The sequence below is a fragment of the Pectobacterium sp. F1-1 genome, from assembly GCF_025643735.1.
In the GTDB taxonomy this organism is placed as follows: domain Bacteria; phylum Pseudomonadota; class Gammaproteobacteria; order Enterobacterales; family Enterobacteriaceae; genus Pectobacterium; species Pectobacterium colocasium.
Genome location: NZ_CP104733.1, coordinates 309628 through 329316, shown reverse-complemented (window position 1 = coordinate 329316; position 19689 = coordinate 309628). Strand labels below are relative to the sequence as shown.

At 52.7% G+C, this 19689-nt stretch carries 24 protein-coding genes; 15 read left to right on the top strand and 9 right to left on the bottom strand.

The features are described 5' to 3' along the window. Positions 1–8 precede the first annotated feature (8 nt). Entirely contained in the window at positions 9–437 is a 429-nt protein-coding gene (gene rplM, locus NAL19_RS01515) for a 50S ribosomal protein L13 (RefSeq protein ID WP_012773011.1), read from the bottom strand. Positions 438–674: 237 nt separating this feature from the next. Continuing rightward, the gene (zapE, locus tag NAL19_RS01510; RefSeq protein WP_263058555.1) at positions 675–1826 is read right to left on the bottom strand and encodes a cell division protein ZapE; all 1152 of its coding nucleotides are present in this window, start codon (positions 1824–1826) and stop codon (positions 675–677) included. Positions 1827–2041: 215 nt separating this feature from the next. Between zapE and zapG the strand changes: the two genes are divergently transcribed. The 3 genes from zapG to degS all read left to right on the top strand — a co-directional run bounded on the left by zapG (position 2042) and on the right by degS (position 5482). Next, positions 2042–2446 carry a Z-ring associated protein ZapG gene (gene zapG / locus NAL19_RS01505; protein WP_225086588.1) on the top strand — a complete coding sequence of 135 codons (405 nt, stop codon included), beginning with the start codon at positions 2042–2044 and terminating at the stop codon, positions 2444–2446. A 353-nt stretch (positions 2447–2799) separates the two neighbouring features. Next, positions 2800–4170, top strand: a complete 1371-nt coding sequence (degQ, locus tag NAL19_RS01500; RefSeq protein ID WP_263058554.1) for a serine endoprotease DegQ — start codon at positions 2800–2802, stop codon at positions 4168–4170. A 214-nt stretch (positions 4171–4384) separates the two neighbouring features. Then, positions 4385–5482, top strand: a complete 1098-nt coding sequence (gene degS / locus NAL19_RS01495; RefSeq protein ID WP_263058553.1) for an outer membrane-stress sensor serine endopeptidase DegS — start codon at positions 4385–4387, stop codon at positions 5480–5482. Between the two features lie 126 nt (positions 5483–5608). On the opposite strand, the gene murA is transcribed toward degS, so the two are convergent. The 7 genes from murA to mlaF form a co-directional block, all read right to left on the bottom strand. Beyond that, positions 5609–6871: a UDP-N-acetylglucosamine 1-carboxyvinyltransferase gene (gene murA, locus NAL19_RS01490; RefSeq protein WP_225086585.1), complete on the bottom strand. Its 1263-nt coding sequence runs from the start codon at positions 6869–6871 to the stop codon at positions 5609–5611. Between the two features lie 82 nt (positions 6872–6953). Then, positions 6954–7208 (bottom strand): BolA family iron metabolism protein IbaG, encoded by a 255-nt coding sequence (ibaG, locus tag NAL19_RS01485; protein WP_039304057.1) that lies wholly within the window; start codon positions 7206–7208, stop codon positions 6954–6956. A 123-nt stretch (positions 7209–7331) separates the two neighbouring features. Continuing rightward, positions 7332–7622 carry a lipid asymmetry maintenance protein MlaB gene (gene mlaB / locus NAL19_RS01480; protein ID WP_263058552.1) on the bottom strand — a complete coding sequence of 97 codons (291 nt, stop codon included), beginning with the start codon at positions 7620–7622 and terminating at the stop codon, positions 7332–7334. Positions 7623–7635: 13 nt separating this feature from the next. Then, entirely contained in the window at positions 7636–8265 is a 630-nt protein-coding gene (gene mlaC / locus NAL19_RS01475) for a phospholipid-binding protein MlaC (RefSeq protein WP_263058551.1), read from the bottom strand. A gap of 16 nt (positions 8266–8281) precedes the next feature. Then, positions 8282–8848 (bottom strand): outer membrane lipid asymmetry maintenance protein MlaD, encoded by a 567-nt coding sequence (gene mlaD / locus NAL19_RS01470; protein WP_263058550.1) that lies wholly within the window; start codon positions 8846–8848, stop codon positions 8282–8284. 4 nt (positions 8849–8852) lie between these two features. Further along, on the bottom strand, positions 8853–9635 hold the full coding sequence (gene mlaE, locus NAL19_RS01465) for a lipid asymmetry maintenance ABC transporter permease subunit MlaE (RefSeq protein ID WP_225086582.1): 783 nt from the start codon (positions 9633–9635) through the stop codon (positions 8853–8855). A 7-nt stretch (positions 9636–9642) separates the two neighbouring features. Next, a complete protein-coding gene (gene mlaF, locus NAL19_RS01460) occupies positions 9643–10455 on the bottom strand; it encodes a phospholipid ABC transporter ATP-binding protein MlaF (RefSeq protein WP_225086581.1) in 813 nt (270 codons plus the stop codon). Positions 10456–10881: 426 nt separating this feature from the next. On the opposite strand from mlaF, the gene NAL19_RS01455 reads away from it, so the two are divergent. The 12 genes from NAL19_RS01455 to rnk all read left to right on the top strand — a co-directional run bounded on the left by NAL19_RS01455 (position 10882) and on the right by rnk (position 19669). Continuing rightward, positions 10882–11847 carry a calcium/sodium antiporter gene (locus tag NAL19_RS01455; protein WP_225086580.1) on the top strand — a complete coding sequence of 322 codons (966 nt, stop codon included), beginning with the start codon at positions 10882–10884 and terminating at the stop codon, positions 11845–11847. Between the two features lie 37 nt (positions 11848–11884). After that, positions 11885–12994, top strand: coding sequence for an arabinose-5-phosphate isomerase KdsD (gene kdsD / locus NAL19_RS01450; RefSeq protein ID WP_263058549.1), 1110 nt, complete (start codon positions 11885–11887; stop codon positions 12992–12994). A gap of 19 nt (positions 12995–13013) precedes the next feature. After that, positions 13014–13580 carry a 3-deoxy-manno-octulosonate-8-phosphatase KdsC gene (gene kdsC / locus NAL19_RS01445; RefSeq protein WP_225086578.1) on the top strand — a complete coding sequence of 189 codons (567 nt, stop codon included), beginning with the start codon at positions 13014–13016 and terminating at the stop codon, positions 13578–13580. Beyond that, a complete protein-coding gene (gene lptC, locus NAL19_RS01440) occupies positions 13577–14143 on the top strand; it encodes an LPS export ABC transporter periplasmic protein LptC (RefSeq protein WP_012772998.1) in 567 nt (188 codons plus the stop codon). Before kdsC ends, lptC begins: the two co-directional genes overlap by 4 nt. Beyond that, complete coding sequence (gene lptA / locus NAL19_RS01435) at positions 14124–14696, top strand: lipopolysaccharide ABC transporter substrate-binding protein LptA (protein WP_263058548.1); 573 nt, start codon at positions 14124–14126, stop codon at positions 14694–14696. Before lptC ends, lptA begins: the two co-directional genes overlap by 20 nt. A 3-nt stretch (positions 14697–14699) precedes the next feature. Further along, complete coding sequence (gene lptB / locus NAL19_RS01430) at positions 14700–15425, top strand: LPS export ABC transporter ATP-binding protein (protein ID WP_225086575.1); 726 nt, start codon at positions 14700–14702, stop codon at positions 15423–15425. A gap of 49 nt (positions 15426–15474) precedes the next feature. Continuing rightward, positions 15475–16908 (top strand): RNA polymerase factor sigma-54, encoded by a 1434-nt coding sequence (gene rpoN / locus NAL19_RS01425; RefSeq protein ID WP_225086574.1) that lies wholly within the window; start codon positions 15475–15477, stop codon positions 16906–16908. 23 nt (positions 16909–16931) lie between these two features. Continuing rightward, entirely contained in the window at positions 16932–17219 is a 288-nt protein-coding gene (hpf, locus tag NAL19_RS01420; protein WP_011091920.1) for a ribosome hibernation promoting factor, read from the top strand. A 96-nt stretch (positions 17220–17315) separates the two neighbouring features. Continuing rightward, a complete protein-coding gene (gene ptsN / locus NAL19_RS01415) occupies positions 17316–17789 on the top strand; it encodes a PTS IIA-like nitrogen regulatory protein PtsN (protein WP_263058547.1) in 474 nt (157 codons plus the stop codon). 163 nt (positions 17790–17952) lie between these two features. Further along, positions 17953–18810, top strand: a complete 858-nt coding sequence (gene rapZ, locus NAL19_RS01410) for an RNase adapter RapZ (RefSeq protein WP_010296630.1) — start codon at positions 17953–17955, stop codon at positions 18808–18810. A 31-nt stretch (positions 18811–18841) separates the two neighbouring features. Beyond that, the gene (gene npr / locus NAL19_RS01405) at positions 18842–19114 is read left to right on the top strand and encodes a PTS phosphocarrier protein NPr (RefSeq protein WP_225086571.1); all 273 of its coding nucleotides are present in this window, start codon (positions 18842–18844) and stop codon (positions 19112–19114) included. A 144-nt stretch (positions 19115–19258) separates the two neighbouring features. Then, the gene (gene rnk / locus NAL19_RS01400) at positions 19259–19669 is read left to right on the top strand and encodes a nucleoside diphosphate kinase regulator (RefSeq protein WP_225086570.1); all 411 of its coding nucleotides are present in this window, start codon (positions 19259–19261) and stop codon (positions 19667–19669) included. The last annotated feature ends 20 nt before the right edge of the window (positions 19670–19689 follow it).

Below are 19689 nucleotides of genomic sequence, written 5' to 3'. Positions count from 1 at the left end.
AATCCCGATTAAATGTCCAGAACTTGCGGTTGCTGTGCCGCGTGATTGTGCTCGGTGCCCGCGTAAACTTTCAGTTTACGGAACATAGCACGACCCAACGGGCCCTTCGGCAGCATGCCTTTAACCGCGATTTCAATCACACGCTCAGGACGGCGGGCAATCATCTCTTCAAAGGTCGCTTGTTTGATACCACCGATGTGGCCGGTGTGGTGATAATAAATCTTGTCGTTACGCTTGTTGCCAGTTACAGCAACTTTGTCAGCGTTCAGAACGATGATGTAATCACCTGTATCAACGTGCGGGGTGTATTCCGCTTTATGCTTGCCGCGCAGACGACGAGCCAGTTCAGTAGCGAGACGGCCTAAAGTTTTACCGTTCGCATCAACAACGTACCAGTCGCGTTTTACGGTTTCTGGTTTAGCTGTAAAAGTTTTCATTAAAAGCTTACCCAATAATTAGTTACACGTTGGTGAACACCCAAACGCTCAAAAACAGTTGAGGCTCACACGACCATCAAGTCCAGCAAACCTACCCCTTCGAATAGCCATTGCCGGCACTATAAAGTTTTTGGGAAAAAAACTTTGTTGTAACGTGGGGTCGCAAGATTATAGAGAAGTCATTCTCAAAGATCGACCTTTTTTCACTCGCAAATGACTAAAAAACCGCAGCCTGCGTTACGCCAAATGAGGCTGTCGTAAGTACTCTTCGCTTTGCATTTCCTGCAAACGGGATAGACAGCGCTGATATTCAAATTTCAGGTGTTCTCCCTGATAAATCTCAAACATGGATGCCTGCGCAGAAATAATCAATTTGATGCGGCGCTCGTAGCACTCGTCCACCAGCGCCAGAAAACGGCGGGCCGTGTTTTCTTCCTTCGTTTCCATCACCGTCACATTGTGCAGCAGCATCGTATGGTAGAGGCGCGAAAGCGCAATGTAATCATTCTGGCTACGCGCTTCGGTGCATAGCGTGTGGAAATCCACCGCCAGCACGCCGTCACTCACGCCGAGCGTCGCCAACGGGCGATGATTGATTTCCAGCACCGGTCCCGGTGTCTGCCACTGTTTGCCTGTCAGGCGGGTAAACATCTGCCGCATCGCGGCATCGGTTTCTTCATCCAGCGGAGAAAGATAAAGGTGTGCCTGCGTCAGCGTGCGTAGACGATAATCGATACCCGCATCGACATTACGCACTTCACAGTGCTGTTTAATCAGCTCAATCGCAGGAAGAAAACGGGCGCGTTGTAGTCCATTGCGGTAGAGATCGTCCGGCGGAATATTCGATGTCGCCACCAACGCAATACCGCGGGCAAACAACGCACGCAGTAGTTCAGCCAGCAGCATAGCGTCGGTAATATCAGAGACAAAAAACTCATCGAAGCACAGCACGTCGGTTTCGGCTTTAAAGCCATCTGCCACTTTTTCCAGTGGATTTTCCTGCCCCTGAAACTGGTTCAGTTCTTCATGCACTCGTAGCATAAAACGATGAAAATGCAGGCGCATCTTGCGCTCAGCAGGCAGGCTGTGAAAAAACATATCCATCAGCCAGGTTTTACCGCGCCCAACGCCGCCCCACATATATAACCCTTGCACGGGTGCAGAGTCGCGTTTCTCACTCAGTCCCAGCCAGCTACGCCATTTCCCCACGCGGCCGGATGCCCCCGAGTGCTCATCAGTAGCACGTGCGCATAATGCCTGATGTATCGCTTCCAGACGCACAACCGTTTGCCGTTGCACCTCATCCGGTTGATATTCACCGACGGAAAGCGCCTGCTGATAAAGTGCCAAGGGTGTTGTTTGCTGCTGTGTTATCTGTGGAGTAGCCATCGCAATCCCTGAGAAAAAAGTTAGCCGTGTTTTGCTGTGTGTTGCCGTCGATTTAAGCCGTAATCGTCGCAGTTGACAACCTTGATGTCTGCGGTGGGTCAACATTCCCTTCCGTCATCGAGCATCAGGATTCCACTCAGGCAAGGTTAACGGTTATAGTGACTATTATTAAGTGAAAAACCCTACGGGACAACGACGTCAAAATAGGAGCGATTATGACTTGGGAGTATGCGCTGATAGGTTTAGTTGTCGGTATTATTATTGGTGCTGTCGCCATGCGCTTTGGTAACCGTAAGCTGCGGCAACAGCAGGCATTGCAGAATGAGCTGGAGAAAAGCAAAACCGAACTGGAAGATTATCGTCAGGAACTGGTTGGTCACTTCGCCCGCAGTGCGGAGCTATTGGATAACATGGCGGATGACTATCGTCAGCTTTATCAGCACATGGCGAAAAGTTCCAGTAGCCTGTTGCCCCACGTTCCCGGCCAGGATAATCCGTTTAAATATCGTTTGACCGAATCAGAAGCGGATAACGATCAGGCACCGGTGAACATGCCACCGCGCGATTACTCTGATGGTGCATCAGGTCTGCTGCGTGGCGAACGCCCGATTCGCAAATAATTCTTTCACCTTCTTCAGCGTGAGGCTTCCTGGCCTCACGTTTTCCTCTCTCTTGTTCTACGCTTAAAGCGCTTGTACGTTTAAGACACGCACAGCAGGCTGCTATCGTTCGATGACACAGTATTTTCGATAACACCGGATTCCCACTAACGCGCTGTTTTTCTGCTAACACATTGTTTTTCTGCTAACACACTGCTTTTCTGCTAACACATTGTATAAAAGCGATAGTTACAATCTGTTGACGAAACAGCAGTGAACTTTACACATTGATCGCCAGTCTGACTCTTCACCGTGTCTTTAAGTTTATATATCATCGTTTTATTCATCCGCAGGCCGTGAGAGAGTTAATAACAATGAAAAAAACATCATTATTATTTAGTGCACTGGCAATGAGTATAGGTTTGACCCTGTCCACGCTTCCCGCAGCGCATGCTGCGCTGCCTGCCGTGGTACAAGGGCAACAGACGCCAAGCCTGGCCCCGATGCTGGAAAAAGTGTTGCCAGCCGTCGTCAGCGTGCATGTTGAAGGTACACAGGTACAGCGTCAGCGCGTACCGGAAGAGTTCAAGTTCTTCTTTGGTCCAAACTTCCCGTCGGACAAACAAAGCTCTCGTCCGTTTGAAGGGCTGGGCTCTGGCGTCATTATTGATGCCGCAAAAGGTTACGTGCTTACCAATAACCACGTGATCAATAACGCCGACAAAATTCGCGTCCAGCTTAATGACGGACGTGAATATGAAGCGAAACTGATTGGTCGCGACGAGCAGACCGATATCGCCCTGCTACAGCTGAATGACGCCAAGAATCTGGTTGCTGTGAAAATGGCTGATTCCGACCAACTCCGCGTCGGCGATTTCGCCGTTGCCGTGGGTAACCCGTTTGGTCTTGGTCAGACCGCGACCTCCGGTATTATTTCCGCGTTGGGGCGTAGTGGGCTGAATCTGGAAGGGTTGGAAAACTTCATCCAGACCGATGCCTCCATCAACCGCGGCAACTCCGGCGGCGCGTTGGTTAACCTCAACGGTGAGCTGATCGGTATTAACACCGCGATCCTGGCGCCGGGCGGCGGGAATATCGGCATCGGTTTCGCTATCCCCAGCAACATGGCTCAGAATCTGGCACAGCAGCTGGTTGAATTTGGCGAAGTCAAACGCGGGCTGCTGGGTATTAAAGGCAGCGAAATGACGTCTGAGATGGCGAAAGCCTTCAACGTCGATGCACAGCGTGGTGCCTTCGTCAGCGAAGTCTTACCGAAATCTGCCGCCGCGAAAGCTGGTATCAAGGCTGGCGACGTGCTGACGACGCTGGATGGTAAGCCGATCAGCAGCTTTGCAGAACTGAGGGCCAAAGTCGGCACCACTGCGCCGGGAAAAACCGTGAAAATCGGCCTGCTGCGTGATGGTAAACCGCAGGAAGTATCCGTCGTGCTGGATAACAGTTCATCGGCTTCAACCAGCGCCGAAACGCTTTCACCGTCGTTACAGGGGGCTTCTCTGACCAATGGCCAATTGAAAGACGGCAGCAAAGGCGTGCAGATTGATAACGTCGCCAAAGACACCCCAGCCGCCCAGGTTGGTCTGCAAAAAGGCGATATCATCATTGGCGTAAACCGCGAGCGTATTGAAAACATCACGCAACTGCGCAAACTGCTGGAAGCGAAACCTTCTGTTCTGGCACTGAATATTGTCCGGGGCGAAGAAACGATTTATCTGCTGCTACGTTAATCACCTGTCGTCTTTTCCGGCAGCGTAACCAAGCAGAAAGCCGTTGATGTTAAAAAATTTCTGGGAGAAATTTTTAACGTTGTATCAGCAACGGCCCGTAAGGGTGGCGGCCAGGGATGGCACGCCATAAAAAAATCGGACACCGAATCATGCGGTGTCCGAACTTCTCGTGATATCCTCCCCCTACCTCTCTTTTTCACAGTAAATCACGGCCATGCTTGCTAAGTTATTACGTTCAGCACTCTTTGGTGCCCTCGTCGCCGGTATTATTCTGGCCGTCCTCCCATTCATTGGGTCTGGTACGTCGTTCCTGAAAAGCAGTGGCAGACAGACTGATGGTTCACCCGTCAGCTACCACCAGGGGGTAAGCCGTGCGGCGCCTGCTGTGGTTAATATTTACAACCGGGTTGCCAATCAAGGAAAGCCCAGTGAGGTCGCTATTCATCCTCTCGGATCTGGCGTCATCATGAATGAAAAAGGGTACATTTTAACCAACAAGCATGTGATTAATAACGTGCAGCAGATCCAGATAGAACTGTCAGACGGCAGGCTGTACGAAGCCCGCGTGATCGGTTCCGATTCTTTGACCGATCTGGCTGTGCTGCAAATTGATGGCGTCAACCTGCCCGTTATTCCGATTAATTCCGACCGTCTACCGCACGTTGGCGATGTCGTGATGGCAATCGGCAACCCTTATAATCTGGGGCAAACCGTGACGCAGGGTGTCATCAGTGCCACGGGTCGCGTCAGCCTCAGCGCTTATGGTCAGCAAAGAAGCCAGGTCGGACGCCAAAATTTACTGCAAACCGATGCCTCCATTAACCACGGGAATTCCGGCGGCGCGCTCGTCAATACATTGGGTGAACTGGTCGGTATCAATACTCTCTCTTTTGATAAAAGCAGCAACGGCGAAACGCCGGAAGGCATTAGCTTCGCGATTCCCGTGGCGCTGGCGACTAAGGTGATGGGCAAGCTCATCCGCGATGGCCGCGTCGTGCGTGGCTATATTGGCGTCAATGGTGTACAGCTCGAAAACTTTGAGAACAGTACGTTGACCAACAGCCGTGATGCACAGGGGCGATTAACAGGCATTCTCGTTCAGACTATCGATCCGGGTGGACCAGCGGATAAAGCCGGCATCCACATTGAAGACGTCATCGTGAGCGTGAACAATAAGCCAGCGCGATCGATTATTGAAACCATGGAGCAAGTTTCAGAAATACGCCCCGGCACCGTCATTCCGGTCACTATTGAGCGCGATAATAAGCAAATCACACTACAAATGACGATTCAGGAATTTCCCAACCAATAGCGGTATTCAAAGCGTAAGTTGATAAAACACCATCAGCAGACAAACAAGAAACCGGGTGGGAACCCACCCGGCTAAAAAACATCATAGTGAAAACAAATAGAGAGTGAAGACAAATAACGGAAGCGATTACTCGTGTTCTTTAACGCGCTCGATATTTGCGCCTAATCCACGCAGCTTGTCTTCGATGCGATCATAGCCACGATCGATATGATAAATACGATCGACTATCGTCACGCCTTCCGCGATACAGCCCGCTAATACCAGACTGGCCGACGCACGTAAGTCGGTCGCCATCACCTGTGCGCCAGACAACTTATCGACGCCGTGGCAAATCACCGTATTACTCTCAATTTCCGCCTGCGCGCCCATGCGGATAAGCTCAGGCACATGCATGAAGCGGTTTTCGAAGATGGTTTCGGTAATCACGCCCGTTCCTTCCGCAACCAGATTCAACAGGCTGAACTGCGCCTGCATATCGGTCGGGAAGCCTGGGTGCGGTGACGTGCGAACGGTAACGGCTTTCGGACGCTTACCGTGCATATCCAGACTGATCCAGTCTTCGCCGATTTCGATCTCTGCGCCCGCTTCGCGCAGCTTCGCCAGTACCGCATCCAACGTATCAGGACGGGTATTGCGGCAGATAATCTGTCCACGAGATACTGCTGCCGCCACCAGGAATGTCCCGGTTTCAATGCGGTCAGGCACCACGCGGTACACGCCGCCGCCTAAACGCGCGACGCCTTCAATAGTAATTTTATCGCTGCCTGCACCGCTGATTTTCGCCCCCAGCGTGTTCAGGAAGTTTGCCGTATCGACAATCTCCGGCTCACGCGCGGCGTTCTCAATAATCGTGGTGCCTTCCGCCAACGTTGCAGCGCTCATGATGGTGACCGTGGCACCCACGCTTACTTTATCCATCACGATGTGTGCGCCTTTCAGGCGACCATCAACCGTCGCTTTGACGTAGCCTTCTTCCAGCACGATCTGCGCGCCAAGCTGCTCAAGACCATAAATATGCAAATCTACCGGGCGGGCGCCAATCGCACAGCCGCCGGGCAGCGATACCTGACCTTGACCAAAACGCGCCACCAGCGGCCCCAGCGCCCAGATGGATGCACGCATGGTTTTCACCAGATCGTACGGCGCGCAGAATACGTTTACCTCGCTGGCATCCACATGAACGGAGCCGTTACGCTCAACGCGCGCCCCCAACTGACCAAGCAGCTTCATGGTGGTATCAATATCGCGCAGCTTCGGCACGTTTTGAATCTCTACCGGTTCTTCTGCGAGCAACGCAGCGAACAGGATGGGCAACGCAGCATTCTTGGCGCCGGAAATGGTCACTTCCCCCGCTAAGCGGGTTGGGCCCTGAACACGAAATTTATCCATAGTCTTTGTATCTCGATGTCTTAATTCACTATTTCATCACACTGATGCTGGCGATGACTCTCCGCTCACACACGGAGCGTATTTAGAAGCCGTTCAGTTTACGGTCGCGCTGCCACTCTTCCGGCGTATAGGCCTTGATCGACAGTGCGTGAATACGATTATCCGCGATGTACTCCATCAGCGGCGCATAAACGGCCTGCTGTTTTTTGACTCGGCTCATTCCAGCAAAAAGTCCACCCACCGCGATGACCTGAAAATGGCTGCCATCACCAGAAACATGGGCTTCTTCCAGTGCTAATGCGTTCATCAGCACGTCTTTAATTTCGTTATTTTCCATCGCTCTCGATTTCTATGTCAGGGGGAGATGATTTACAGGGAGGTATCTTAGATGAATATGGCGCTATCTTAAACAAAGAATGCGCCAATGCCTGAAGGGGAAATCAGGCATTGGCGCGACAGCTCAAGACACAGGGATGATTTCATTCAGATTATAGAGCGCAATGAGCGTTTTTAGCCGATCGCTGGCACCGACAATCGTTATCTTATCGCCTGACGACGGCTGCTGATAAACGTGGATCAGCAAGGCCAACCCGGCAGAATCAACGCGGTTTAGCCCCGACACATCCAGCGCGGTTTTACCCACGAGCAACGCTTCATGCTGTTGCCAGAAGGGTAACAGCGTTTCACGATCCAGATCGCCCGTTAACGCCAGCGTGGAGTCCTGCGCTTGCCAGTTCAATGCGTTCACCATGTTCACACCCAAATTACTTTTTCTGATCCAGCGTGATGGTCTGCTTCGCTGAAGATTCCAGCTGTTGAGTCAGGCCATCAACGCCTTTCTGACGCAGGACTGCCGCCCACTCGTTCTGTTTAGTGGTGATCATACTGACACCTTCAGCAATCATGTCGAACGCCTGCCAGTGACCGGTTTGGCTGTTCTTACGCCATTGGAAGTCCAGACGTACCGGAGGACGGCCACTGTTATCAATGATGCTCACGCGAATGGATACGATATCGGCATTGCCCAGCGGCTGTCCCGACACAATTTGATAGGTTTGCCCGTTATACATCGCCAAAGCCTGCCCGTAGGCCTGTTCCAAATAGGCTTCAAACGCTTTGAAATAGGCGTCACGCTGAGCCGGTGTCGCGTCTTTGTAGTAACGACCCAGCACCAACGCACCGGCGTATCTCACCTGAACATACGGCAGCAGCTCTTCACGTACGATAGTACGCAGATAGTCAGGATTTTGTTTGATCTTTGGCTGTTCGTTCTTCAAGCGGTTAAACGTTTTTTCCGCCGCTTCATTCATTAGACTGTAGGGATTCGTTTGGTCCGCCGCGTTGGCTAATGGCGCGACCACCAGTAAAGCCACCATCAGTAAACGTTTAAACATGCAGGTATCCTCTTAATTATGGATGTGAAGGAACAGGTTCGTTGTTGTGCTCTGGGGTTGCCGCAGGATTGGCACCCTGCTCCGTACCTGATTGACCGGCATTATCTTCGCTATTGCTGCCGCTCTTATATAGGAATTGACCGATGAGATCTTCAAGCACCATCGCTGACTTGGTGTCCTGAATCACACCGCCATCCTTCAGGATAGTCGTGCCCATTTCTTCATCTTCAAACCCAATGTTCAGTGCCAGATACTGTTCGCCCAGCAAACCAGACGTACGAATGGCCAGAGAACTGGTATCAGGAATATGATCGTAGCGCTGCTGAATATCCATCGCCACGCGCGGCAGGTAGGTTTTCTCGTCCAGCGAAATATCTGCCACGCGACCAATGACCACGCCGCCAATTCGGATCGGAGAACGCGCTTTCAGCCCGCCAATGTTGTCAAACGTCGCGTACAGACGATACGTCGGCTCACTCCCGATCGACTTGAGATCGGCCACTTTCAGGCATAAAAAAAGGATGGCAGCCAGCGCGATCAACATAAACACACCAACCCAGACTTCAGTTTTCTTTGTTTGCATCGACTCAGTTCCCAAACATCAGTGCTGTCAGCACAAAATCCAATCCCAATACCGCTAACGACGAGTGCACGACGGTTCGCGTCGTTGCACGGCTAATCCCTTCAGACGTCGGGATCGCGTCATAGCCGTTAAACAGTGCAATCCAGGTCACGGTAATCGCAAATACGACACTTTTAATCACGCAGTTCAAGACATCCTGACGCCAGTCAACCGCACCCTGCATGGCGGACCAGAAGAACCCGCTGTCGATGCCTTTCCAGTCCACACCGACTAACCCGCCTCCCCAGATCCCCACGGCGACAAAAATGATTGCCAGCAGCGGCATGCTGATTAGCCCAGCCCAAAAGCGCGGTGCAACAACGCGACGCAGCGGGTCGACCGCCATCATCTCCATGCTGGAGAGCTGTTCCGTTGCCTTCATTAGCCCGATTTCTGCCGTCAGCGCGGAACCTGCACGCCCGGCGAACAGCAGCGCCGTCACTACCGGACCAAGCTCACGCAGCAGCGACAGCGCCACCATCATGCCCAGACTGGCCTCGGCGCTGTAAGTCGTCAGAATGATAAAGCCCTGCAACCCCAGAACCATGCCGATGAACAGGCCGGAAACCATGATGATCAGCAGCGACTGCACGCCAACGCTGTAAAGCTGTTTCACCAACAGCGGCCACTGTTTTCTGAATTCGGGTTTCCCCACCAGCGCATTAAACAGCATCAATCCGGCGCGCCCAAACGCGGCACTGGTAGCGATGCCTTGACGCCCAAACGACGCCAACGTCCGTAATAACATGACTGCGTTAACCTCCTGAGCCTAGCAGTGACGTTTTATAGTCGCCCGCCGGAAAACGGAAAGGCACTGGCCCGTCGGCGATACCGTCCAGAAACTGACGAACCTGCGGGTCAGTGTTCGCTCTCAGTTCATCCGCCGTCCCTTCTGCCACCACGCGTTTGTCAGCCACGATATAGGCGTAATCGGCGATGCTCATCACTTCTGGCACATCGTGAGAAACGACAATGCAGGTCACACCCAACGCATGGTTCAACTCATCAATGAGCTTCACCAGCGTCCCCAGCGTGATCGGATCCTGCCCGACAAAAGGCTCATCAAACATAATCAACTGCGGGTCAAGCGCAATGGCTCTCGCCAACGCCGCGCGCCGCGCCATACCGCCGGACAGTTCCGCAGGCATCAGTTCTGACGCACCACGCAGCCCCACCGCCTCTAGCTTCATCATCACAATGCTACGCAGCAGCGATTCCGGCAGTTTAGTATGTTCACGCAGCGGCCAGGCGACATTATCAAACACGTTCAAATCGGTGAATAACGCCCCGGACTGAAACAACATGCTCATTTTCTTGCGCGCGTTGTACAGTTCGCTACGCGACAGCGTGGGGATATTCTCGCCATCAAACCAGATCTCGCCACTGTCCGGCTGTAGCTGCCCGCCAATCAGGCGCAACAGCGTAGTTTTACCGATACCGGAAGGCCCCATGATCGCGGTGACCTTGCCTTTAGGAACATTCAGCGTGATGTCCGTAAAGATCTCTCGCTCCCCGCGACGAAAGCTCAGACCACGGATCTCAACCAGATTAGTTGCCTCATGGTGCATTATTTCCATTCCTTACCAATCAGTACGCCAGCCAGTACGTTTATGTAGCGTCTTTCACTCCAGCCTAACGGCTGACTTTCATCAAGGTGCGAGTTTTACAAAAACTTACCGTCAGTTCTTGTCCAAAATGGCGGCATAAGCCGTTATCGGGTTTTACTTATCGCGACAGGTTTTACTTTTTCGCCTGGCACCGTCAGAATTAGCACTCATCACAGAAAAATGCTTTTTGTGCGAAAATCGTCCAGAAATGCTGACTTATTCGACAACAAGCCGGTGATTATACACTAAATAATTCGAGTTGCAGGAAGGCGGCAAGCGGGGGAATCCCGATGAGCTTACTCAAGTAATTGATTCAGATGAGTAAACGCAGCCAACACACATGCGGTTTGAAGTATGACGGGTATATATCCTATTAAAGGACGCTGCATGCTCTTTGCAACACTACTCTTGTTCGTTGGTTTGCTACTACTGGTTTACGGTGCCGATCGTCTTGTCTATGGCGCTGCCGTGCTTGCGCGTTCTCTTGGCTTACCTCCTTTCGTCATCGGCATCACCATTGTCGGCTTCGGCACCTCTCTCCCGGAGCTGATTGTTTCCGTTACCGCCGCCTTAAACAATCAGAACGATATGGCCGTCGGTAATGTTATCGGCTCTAATATCGCCAATATCTTACTCATTCTCGGCAGCGCAGCGCTTATCCGGCCGCTGACGGTACAGTCAGCCATCCTGCGCCGGGAATTGCCGCTCATGTTGTCCGTCACTTTATTGTGTGGCGTTTTACTGCATGATAGCTACCTGAGCCGCGCAGACGGCATGATGCTGCTCTTCGCTGCCGTTCTGTGTCTGGTGTTGATACTGCGTATGGCGCAGCAGGCACAGCGAGAAGGTGGCGATAGCCTGACCCGCGAACAGCTGGCGGAACTTCCGCAGGACGACAGCAATCAGATGGTGGCCGTGTTGTGGCTGATTCTCGGCCTGATTATTTTACCTATGGCTGCCCGCATGGTGGTGGACAACGCCACCGTCATTGCACGCTACTTCGACGTCAGTGAATTGACCATCGGGCTAACGATATTGGCGATCGGTACTAGCCTGCCTGAACTGGCGACCGCCATCGTCGGGACGTTGAAGAAAGAAGATGATATTGCGCTGGGCAACCTGATTGGCTCGAACATTTTTAATATCGCGATTGTTTTGGGCGTTCCCGCCCTGCTCTCGCCGGGCGCGCTGAATCCTCAGGTTTTTCAACGTGACTATTGGGTCATGCTGGCGGCGAGCGTGCTGTTAACCGCACTGTGCCTCAGTAAAAAACGCCGTATAGGACAAGGCGCAGGCGCATTATTATGCTGCGCGTTTATCGCCTATCTGACGGCCCTGTTTTGTTTTTCATAGAGACGCTCTGTTTTTCATCATAATCAGGACTATTGGTATGTCACAGTTTGAACAAGATGCTCGTCTAAAACAGCTGTCTGACCGTGCACTATCCGACCATGCACAACAAGCCGATCATACACGACAGGCCGATCATGGCTCGCAAGCTGGCCATAGGCTACAGCAGGCTCACGAACTACCGGCCGATTTCGACTTTCAGCAGGCGGGCAAGCAGGTACTGAGTATCGAACGCGATGGGCTTGCGCAATTAGACCAGTACATTGATGACAATTTTACCCTCGCCTGTAAAAAAATATTCCATTGCCAGGGCAAAGTCGTGGTGATGGGAATGGGCAAATCCGGTCACATTGGCTGCAAGATGGCCGCAACCTTCGCCAGTACCGGTACGCCTGCTTTTTTTGTTCATCCGGGCGAAGCCAGCCACGGCGACCTCGGTATGGTGACGCCACACGATATCGTGATCGCCATTTCCAACTCCGGCGAGTCCCATGAAATTCTGTCGCTGATCCCCGTCCTGAAACGCCAGAAAGTATTCCTGATCTGTATGACCAGCGCGCCGGAAAGTACGATGGGTAAAGCGGCGGACATTCACCTGTGCGTCCACGTCCCGCAGGAAGCCTGCCCGCTTGGTCTCGCCCCCACTACCAGCACCACGGCGACGCTGGTCATGGGAGACGCGCTGGCCGTGGCTTTGCTACAGGCGCGTGGCTTTACCGCCGAAGATTTCGCCCTTTCTCACCCTGGTGGCGCACTCGGCCGCAAACTTTTACTGCGCGTCAGCGATATCATGCATTCAGGCGATGAGATCCCGCATGTCCCACACGATGCTTCACTGCGTGATGCGCTGGTGGAAATTACGCGCAAAAATCTGGGTATGACGGTAATCTGCGAAGCGGATATGAAAATTCAGGGCATCTTTACCGATGGTGACCTGCGCCGCATCTTCGACATGAATATTGACTTGAACAGCGCGCGCATTGCTGATGTGATGACCGCGGGCGGCATCCGGGTCGCACCGCAAACGCTGGCGGTGGATGCACTTAACCTGATGCAGTCGCGTCACATCACCTCGTTGCTGGTGGCAGAAAACGATCGTCTGGTCGGTATTATCCATATGCACGATATGTTGCGAGCGGGTGTGGTTTAAAAAGAAAGGATAATTGTGAATGAGTGAAGTCAGGGCGCAAACCGATACCTGCTATGGGCCTGTCGATCAACAGGTACTGGATAAAGCCCGTGAAGTTCGCCTGTTAATCTGCGACGTTGACGGCGTGATGTCCGATGGTCTGATTTACATGGGCAACCACGGCGAAGAGCTGAAAGCCTTTAACGTCCGCGACGGCTATGGCATTCGCTGCTTACTGACGTCTGACATTGAGGTTGCCATTATCACCGGACGCTCAGCAAAATTACTGGAAGATCGGTGTAAAACACTGGGCATTAACCATCTTTATCAGGGGCAATCGGATAAGGTTTTGGCCTTCAACGATCTGTTGGATAAACTATCAGTAACGGCAAATCAGGTCGCGTATATCGGCGACGATATGATCGACTGGCCAGTGATGGCAAAGGTCGGGTTGAGCGTTGCCGTGGCTGACGCTCACCCGTTGTTGTTACCACGCGCAGATTATGTCACTCGCCTTGCGGGCGGGCGTGGCGCAGTACGTGAGCTGTGTGATTTGATTCTGTTCTCGCAGGACAAGCTGGAGCATGCCAAAGGGTTGTCAATATGAGTAAAACCAAGCGTTGGCTCACCGCTTTTCTGGCTCTGTTGGTGCTTATCCTCATCGGCTGGAATATTGCGGATGACGACACGGTAGCGGCACCGGATGCAAACGACCCTGCCGTGCCGGTTTATACCAGCGAAAAGACCAACACGCAGGTATACAGCCCTGCGGGTAAGCTGAGTTACCGACTGATTTCGGAAAAAGCGGAGTATTTCAACGACGAGCAGTTGAGTTGGTTTACCGCCCCCGTTGCCACCCTGTTCAACGAACAGGGGACGGCAACCTGGTCAGTCCGCGCCGACCGCGCCAAGCTGACAAAAGACAAGATGCTCTATCTGTACGGCCACGTCGAGGTGAATAGCCTGACGAAAGACGCACAGCTTCAGCGCATCACAACGAATAATGCCCAGGTGAATCTGGTGACGCAGGACGTTTCCTCCGATGATGAAGTCACCCTGTACGGCACCAGCTTTACCTCAAGCGGAATGAAAATGCGCGGAAATCTGCGTAACAAAACGGCCGAGTTGATCGAAAAGGTAAAAACCTCTTATGAAATCCAAAACCAATAATCTGATGCGTAACACCCTGATCGCCAGCTCGCTGTTCGCCGTCAGCGTTTCCGCCTTTGCCGTCACTGGCGATAGCAACCAACCGATTCGCATTGATTCCGCGCAGCAGTCTCTGGACATGCAGGGCAACACGGTGACGTTCACCGGTAATGTTGTCGTGAAGCAAGGGACGATTGAAGTAAAAGCCGACAAGGTCGTCGTGACGCGCCCACAGGGCACGCAAGGCAGTGAAGTGGTGGAAGGCTACGGTAACCCCGTGACGTTCTACCAGATGCAGGACAACGGCAAACCGGTTAAAGGCCACGCGCAGAAAATCCGCTACGAACTGGCCAAAGACTTTCTGGTGCTGACAGGCAATGCCTATCTGGAACAGCAGGATAGCAATGTAAAAGGCGATCGCATCACCTATCTGGTGAAACAGCAGCAGATGGAAGCGACCAGCGAAAAAGGAAAGCGCGTGACGACGGTGTTGGTCCCCTCTCAGCTTCAGGAGAAAGAGAACAAGAACCAACCTTCTCGTTCTCAACAACCGCAACCACGGGTCACTGAATAAGTTATGGCAACATTAACTGCAGAAAATCTGGCTAAGGCGTACAAAGGCCGTAAGGTCGTCGAAAACGTCAGCCTCACCGTCAATTCCGGTGAAATCGTCGGCCTGCTCGGGCCGAACGGTGCTGGTAAAACGACAACGTTCTACATGGTCGTGGGTATCGTCCCACGTGATGAAGGGCGTATTGTCATCGACAACGACGACATCAGCCTGCTTCCCCTGCACGAACGCGCACTGCGCGGCATCGGCTACCTGCCGCAGGAAGCCTCTATTTTTCGTCGCTTAAGCGTCTATGACAACCTGATGGCGGTGTTACAGATCCGCAAAGATCTGACGACCGAGCAGCAGGAAGATCGTGCCAATGAGCTAATGGAAGAATTCCATATTATTCATTTGCGCGATAGTCTGGGACAATCGCTGTCCGGTGGGGAAAGACGCCGCGTAGAGATTGCGCGTGCGCTGGCGGCAAAGCCGAAGTTCATCCTGTTGGATGAACCGTTTGCGGGCGTAGACCCGATCTCCGTACTAGATATTAAAAAAATCATTGAACATCTGCGTGACAGCGGACTTGGCGTGTTGATTACCGATCATAACGTCCGCGAAACGCTCGATGTCTGTGAACGAGCCTATATCGTGAGTCAAGGCAACCTGATCGCCCACGGTTCACCGACCGATATTCTGGCCGACGAACAAGTGAAGCGCGTCTATCTGGGCGAAGGCTTCCGACTCTGATAGGGTACTATTTTCTCTTTGCAGCACTTATGGGACGTTAGCGCGATTTATGAAGCAAGGTTTGCAACTCAGGCTTAGCCAGCAACTGGCCATGACCCCACAGCTCCAACAGGCCATCCGCCTGTTGCAACTGTCCACGCTTGAATTGCAACAGGAAATTCAGCAGGCACTGGAAAGCAATCCGTTGCTCGAACAAACGGATCAGCACGACGAAATCGAGTCATTTGAAAAGGCAGACAGCGATTCACTGGATACCGGTGAAGCTCTGGAACAGAAGGACATGCCGGAAGAATTGCCGCTAGACGCCACCTGGGATGAGATTTACTCCGCAGGCACACCGTCAGGCACCGGCACCGACTATCGCGATGAAGAACTGCCAATTTACCAAGGCGAAACCACGCAAACGCTTCAGGATTACCTGATGTGGCAGGTCGAACTCACACCGTTTTCCGACACCGACGCCGCTATCGCGACCTCTATCGTTGATGCCGTGGACAACACAGGCTACCTGACCGTACCGCTGGAGGACATTCTTGACAGCATCGGCGACGACGATGTGACGTTGGAAGAAGTCGAAGCCGTACTCAAACGCGTGCAACGCTTTGATCCTGTTGGCGTCGCCGCTCGCGATCTGCGCGATTGCCTGCTGGTGCAGCTTTCCCAGTTTGCTGACAGCACGCCGCGTCTGGCCGAAGCCCGCCTGATCGTCAGCGATCATCTCGATCTGTTAGCCAACCATGATTTCCGTAGCCTGATCCGCATCACGCGTCTGAAAGAAGACGTGCTGAAAGAAGCGCTGGCGCTGATCCAGTCACTCGATCCACGGCCGGGGCAGTCGATCAACACTGGCGAATCTGAATACGTGATCCCTGACGTGCTGGTGCGCAAAGTCCAGGGCATTTGGGCCGTAGAACTCAATACCGACAGCATTCCCCGCCTACAGATTAACCAGCAGTACGCGGCACTGGGCAACAGCGCACGCAACGACAGCGACGGGCAATTTATCCGCAGTAATCTGCAAGAGGCGCGCTGGCTCATCAAAAGCCTGGAAAGTCGTAACGACACGCTGCTGAAAGTGACCCGCTGCATCGTCGAGCAGCAGCAGGATTTCTTCGAGCAGGGTGAAGAATTCATGAAACCCATGGTACTGGCAGATATCGCCCAGGCGGTGGATATGCATGAATCCACCATCTCACGCGTGACGACGCAGAAGTTCCTGCACAGTCCACGCGGCATTTTTGAACTAAAATATTTCTTCTCCAGCCATGTGAATACCGACAGCGGCGGAGAAGCCTCGTCAACGGCAATTCGCGCGCTGGTGAAGAAGCTGATTGCGGCGGAAAACCCCGTCAAACCACTAAGCGACAGCAAGCTGACGGCGCTGCTCTCCGATCAGGGCATCATCGTGGCGCGCCGTACCGTGGCAAAATACCGAGAGTCTTTATCTATCCCACCATCAAATCAGCGTAAACAACTGATTTGATCTCAACAGAGAAGGAAGACACTATGCAGCTCAACATTACCGGACACCACATCGAGATCACTGAACCGCTGCGTGATTTTGTGAATGGCAAGTTTGCCAAGTTAGAGCAGTATTTTGACCGGATTAATCAGGTCAATGTGGTATTGAGAGTGGAAAAAGTTCAGCAAATTGCCGAGGCCACGCTCCACGTGAACGGTGGCGAGCTGCATGCAACCTCAGAAGCGGAAGATATGTACGCCGCGATAGATTTATTGATTGATAAGCTGGCAAGACAGCTCAATAAGCATAAAGATAAACTCAAGCAGCACTAATTTTCTCCTTTGCCGTTTGGCAAAGGAACAAGCTCGGCCCATCCATCAGATGGGCCGGGATCACCAGAAGTGAAAGCGTCATTAAGTGAAAATAAAATGAGCCACGATCCCGTATTGCAACTCAGTAGCGTATTACGTCCTGAGTGCACCCGAAGCACTGTCCACTGCCAGAGTAAGAAGCGGGCATTGGAAATTATCAGTGAGCTGGCCGCCAGGCAGCTTAACATTCCTTCGCAGATTATCTTTGATGCCATCCTGACTCGGGAACGGATGGGCAGCACGGGAATCGGCGGCGGCATTGCCATTCCTCACGGCAAGCTGGAAGACGATAATGCGCTGGGTGCCATCGGTGTTTTCATCCAGTTAGAGCAACCGATCGCTTTCGATGCCATTGATAATCAGGCTGTTGATCTGCTTTTTGCCTTGCTGGTTCCGGCGGAACAATGTAAAACCCATTTGCATACCCTGTCGCTTGTTGCCAAGCGGCTGGCGGATAAAACGGTTTGCCGACGCCTGCGTGCGGTGCAAAGCGATGAAGAGCTGTACCAGATTATGACGGAAGCCGGTTAAGCCGGTCGATCGTCATGCTCACGATGACGGGCGATCCGCGTTGGGTTCAGAGAATGCTTGCAATCCCTACGCGAAGCCGTCATTTTTCTAGCTATACATCACTTTTTTATAAAAACAGTGGCAATGAGAATTCGCCATCACGTTGCCAGAGGGGAGTCGTCAGATGGTGCTGATGATTGTCAGTGGTCGCTCAGGTTCAGGGAAATCTGTCGCCCTGCGCGCACTGGAAGATATGGGGTTCTACTGCGTAGATAACCTGCCTGTGGTTCTACTGCCAGAGCTGGCTAATACGCTTGCGGCACGTAACATTTCCGCAGCAGTCAGTATTGACGTGCGCAATATGCCGGAATCGCCAGAGATCTTCGAGCATGCCATGGAGCAACTGCCGCCAAGCTTCTCGCCTCAATTGCTATTTCTGGATGCCGATCGCAATACATTAATCCGTCGCTACAGCGATACCCGTCGCCTGCATCCGCTCTCCAGTAAGAATCTGTCGCTGGAAAGCGCCATTGATGAAGAAAGCGATCTGCTGGAGCCGCTACGTTCACGCGCCGATCTGATTATCGACACCTCCGAGATGTCGGTACATGAACTGGCTGAGATGCTGCGTACCCGCCTGCTCGGCAAGCGGGAACGTGAGCTTACGATGGTGTTCGAGTCATTCGGTTTCAAGCACGGTATCCCCATCGATGCGGATTACGTCTTTGACGTGCGTTTCTTGCCGAACCCGCACTGGGATCCGAAACTGCGCCCGATGACCGGTCTGGATAAGCCCGTTGCGTCCTTCCTCGACAGGCATACCGAAGTTCACAATTTCATCTACCAGACCCGCAGCTATCTGGAACTGTGGCTGCCGATGCTGGAAACCAATAACCGCAGTTATCTGACTGTCGCCATTGGCTGTACCGGCGGTAAACACCGTTCCGTCTACGTCGCCGAGCAGTTGGCAGACTACTTCCGCTCACGCGGTAAGAACGTCCAGTCGCGCCACCGTACGCTGGAAAAGCGTAAACCCTCGTAATCGTTGGCAAACCAGTACAGCCAGGTAACCCATGACAGTCCGGCAAACGGTTGAAATCAAAAACAAGCTGGGCATGCACGCTCGCCCAGCGATGAAGTTGTTCGAGCTGGTGCAGAGCTTTGATGCAGAGGTAATGCTGCGCAATGACAGCGGCACCGAAGCCGAAGCCAGCAGCGTGATTGCCATGCTGATGCTGGACTCCGCCAAAGGACGGCTCATCGAGGTCGAAGCCACTGGTCCGGATGAAGTTCAAGCGCTTGCCGCCGTCATCGGGCTGTTTGAAGCCGGGTTCGACGAAGACTAGCGATTTCCTTAGCGGATCGCTTCACTTTCCCTCCCGAACCTCCTACTATCTACCTGCATAAATCATAATATTTTCTTATACCCCTGCTCCTTTGGGCGCGGGGGTTATTTTTATATCATCTGAAAATACCAACTGGAGAGGAGTATGACGAAACCTAACCTGACAATCAGTGAATTGGATGCAGAACGTCTGGATATGTTATTGGAGCAGCCCGCCTTTGCGGGCAGCGATATTGCACAGGCGTTGAATGAGGAACTGGATCGGGCGGACATTCTGCCTTCGGCATCGATTCCCTCACATGTCGTCACCATGAATAGTCGGGTGCGTTTCCGCGATCTGAATACCAACGAAGAGCACATCCGTACGCTGGTTTATCCGGCCGCGGTGAAGGACAGTCAAGAACCGCTGTCGGTGATGGCTCCGCTGGGCGCGGCACTATTGGGAATGCATGTGGGAAACTCGATCACCTGGCAGTTGCCAAACGGTGAAGAAACGCGAATTGAAGTGCTCGAACTACTCTATCAGCCTGAAGCCGCTGGCGAATACCACCGCTAAATACACCAACATTATTTGGA